The sequence below is a fragment of the Campylobacter concisus genome (assembly GCF_902460595.1).
In the GTDB taxonomy this organism is placed as follows: Bacteria; Campylobacterota; Campylobacteria; order Campylobacterales; family Campylobacteraceae; genus Campylobacter_A; species Campylobacter_A concisus_BL.
This window is the reverse complement of record NZ_CABPVA010000023.1, coordinates 1-2,464: the sequence shown is the minus strand read 5'-3', so window position 1 is coordinate 2,464 and position 2,464 is coordinate 1. Positions and strand designations below refer to the sequence as shown.

2 protein-coding genes are annotated in these 2,464 nt (G+C 30.1%); both read right to left on the bottom strand.

What is annotated here, in order from left to right:
• The coding region (locus tag F3G86_RS10045; RefSeq protein ID WP_149723771.1) for a lipid II flippase MurJ at positions 1-1,116 on the bottom strand (1,116 nt) is incomplete at its 3' end.
• The coding region (locus tag F3G86_RS10040; RefSeq protein ID WP_223228594.1) for a capsular polysaccharide export protein, LipB/KpsS family at positions 1,116-2,464 on the bottom strand (1,349 nt) is incomplete at its 5' end. The genes F3G86_RS10040 and F3G86_RS10045, both read right to left, overlap by 1 nt.

Genomic DNA, 2,464 nt, shown 5'->3' with positions numbered 1-2,464 from the left:
ACAAATAACATAAGCATATTTTTCCAAAGACTGATATAAACTTTGAAATAAACCATTAACAAGACTCAAAAATAACAATGGCGATAATATCACAATAATAGAACTTGTTATCTCTATGGAGTTTTTATCAAATTTTCCACCTCCATAAATTATCGAGATAAACTCTTTTGAATAAAAAAGCAAATATACAACGACAGGCAATGTTAAAAATATATAAAGCTTAATTGCAAGAGTAAACATTGCCGCCTTGTCCTCTTTTTCTGAAAATTTTGTGATATATACATAAGCAAAGTCAAAGACAAAGCCCATACCAGAAATAAGCATAGAAGCGTAAACTAACGCACTTATTGCTCCATTATCAAGCAAGGAGGCAAATCCCTTATCCACCACCCTATATAGTTGCAGCACCAAAAACCAAAGCGAAAGTTTGGCAATATTTTTATACATATTTTTCATATATGGTGTAAAAATTGAGCCACTAAATCCAATTATTTTGATCTTAATGGCAAAATAAAGCGCAAAAAATATAGTAACAACATATGCAACACTCAAAGATAATGGAATGATAGCAATATCACTACTTATAAAAATAACAAGATATGCAATAGAAAATATAGCGATTAAAAAATCTAAAAAGTTAGAAATAGAAAATAAATTTAGCAATCTAAAAAAGGATATAAGAGCGAAATACGGAAGGTAGACTATATTCATAGGCAAAAAGTATTTAAAAATTTCATAAGACAAGGCACTTTTCTTATCATCAAAACCTGGCGCTAAAATAGATACTAGATCATAAAAAAATATATATTGAAAAACTATAATAATCGCTGCCAAAACTAAAGAAAAGATAAATATAGAGCCACTTAACTTTTTAAATGCTGTAAAAGATTTTTTTCTAGATTTTACCAGCATAGGTATCCCAACTACAGAAAAAACATGTCCTAACACAAACATAGATACATCAAGTATCGTTAAAGCCATATTGTAAGCATCCATTTGCATACTTGTGCCAAACAAAAATGCAAACAAGAGGTATTTTCCATAGCCTATGCCTTTTGAAAATATCTGGTACAACAAAGTACTGATCAAACTTTTTTCTATAGAAGAAGCAAACATTATATTAGTTCACCTTTAGAGATGCCTTTTATATAAAAAGAGATAGCTTTTAGTGTATTATCTAAATTTGCGTCCATCAATGCAACTGGTCTTGGCTGATAGTAGTATTGAGCTGGCTGCTCTATATAAAAATCAAATAGCACACTATATAAATCTGCAATAACTAAATCTATATTGTTTTCTCTATCATTGTTTATAATGGCCCTTAAATCACTTGCCATGCTTCTAAAAGAGTCAAATCCAAACTGATCTTGATAAAAAAATGTTTTTCCAAACTGAAAGACTGGTTTATTGCGCAGCATTGCCTCTAGTAGTGCTGTGCCGGTCACAGAGCATACCATTATAGAGCTATCTATTAAGTCGCTACTTGATATGGCTAACGAAGATATCTCCACACCTGGTTTACAAGAAAGAATTTTATAAAATTTTTCACTTCTCTCTCCAGCAAAAATCGGGTGCTCTTTGACAACAACCTTAATATCTGGTGTTATATTCATAAGTAATAGATCTATGGCTCGCAGCTGATCTACAAAATATGGCTCTAAATTATTGATTGAAGATTCTGGGGTTACTTGCAACGGGAAATATATGAACTTCTTTGGCAACATCTCTATAGTTTTTACTGTTACATATTTTTCATAAATGTACTTTCTTGAGCGCCTATATTTATTTAGTAGGCCCAAAAACCGCATTCTAAACCTAACTACGAAAGACATATCTTCTTTTAAATAGTGTTTTTCGTAAATAAATTTATTTTTTAAAAATGATATTAGCTTTTCTAGGCTAGTTCTACCATATTTTGATATTTTGTGGTCATATTCCACCTGGTTAAATTCAAGTGTAACCTCATAGGCTTTTTTATTAGAATTTTTTATTTTTGCGATAAAGTCACTAACCACGTCATTGTTTATAGCGGTACTTTTATAGTACTCTTCATTAATACTTTTTGCAAAAAAAGATCTACCAATGCTTCTTGCATTGACATAGTAAAGCACCTTTATATTTAGCTCTTTACACAAGGCAAGAAGTATCATTCCCTCCACAAATTCAACATCAGGAAATACAATGTAACCGATGTCATTATTTATCAAATACTCTTTCCAAATTTTATAAATTACTGACACGTTTTTCATCTGATAAGAAGATGGCTTGGTAAAATAAGCATGCTTATCTGTCAATATATCTCTATATAAGCTGCCGCAATAGCTATCAAGGTTGTATGTAAAATTTTCATCAGACATATATGCATTAAAATTTTCAAATAAATAACATATATTTTTTTTGCATATATTTTTTTCTAAATGTGACAAATATATATTTGTATTTGTCAATACAAACCAATTGACTT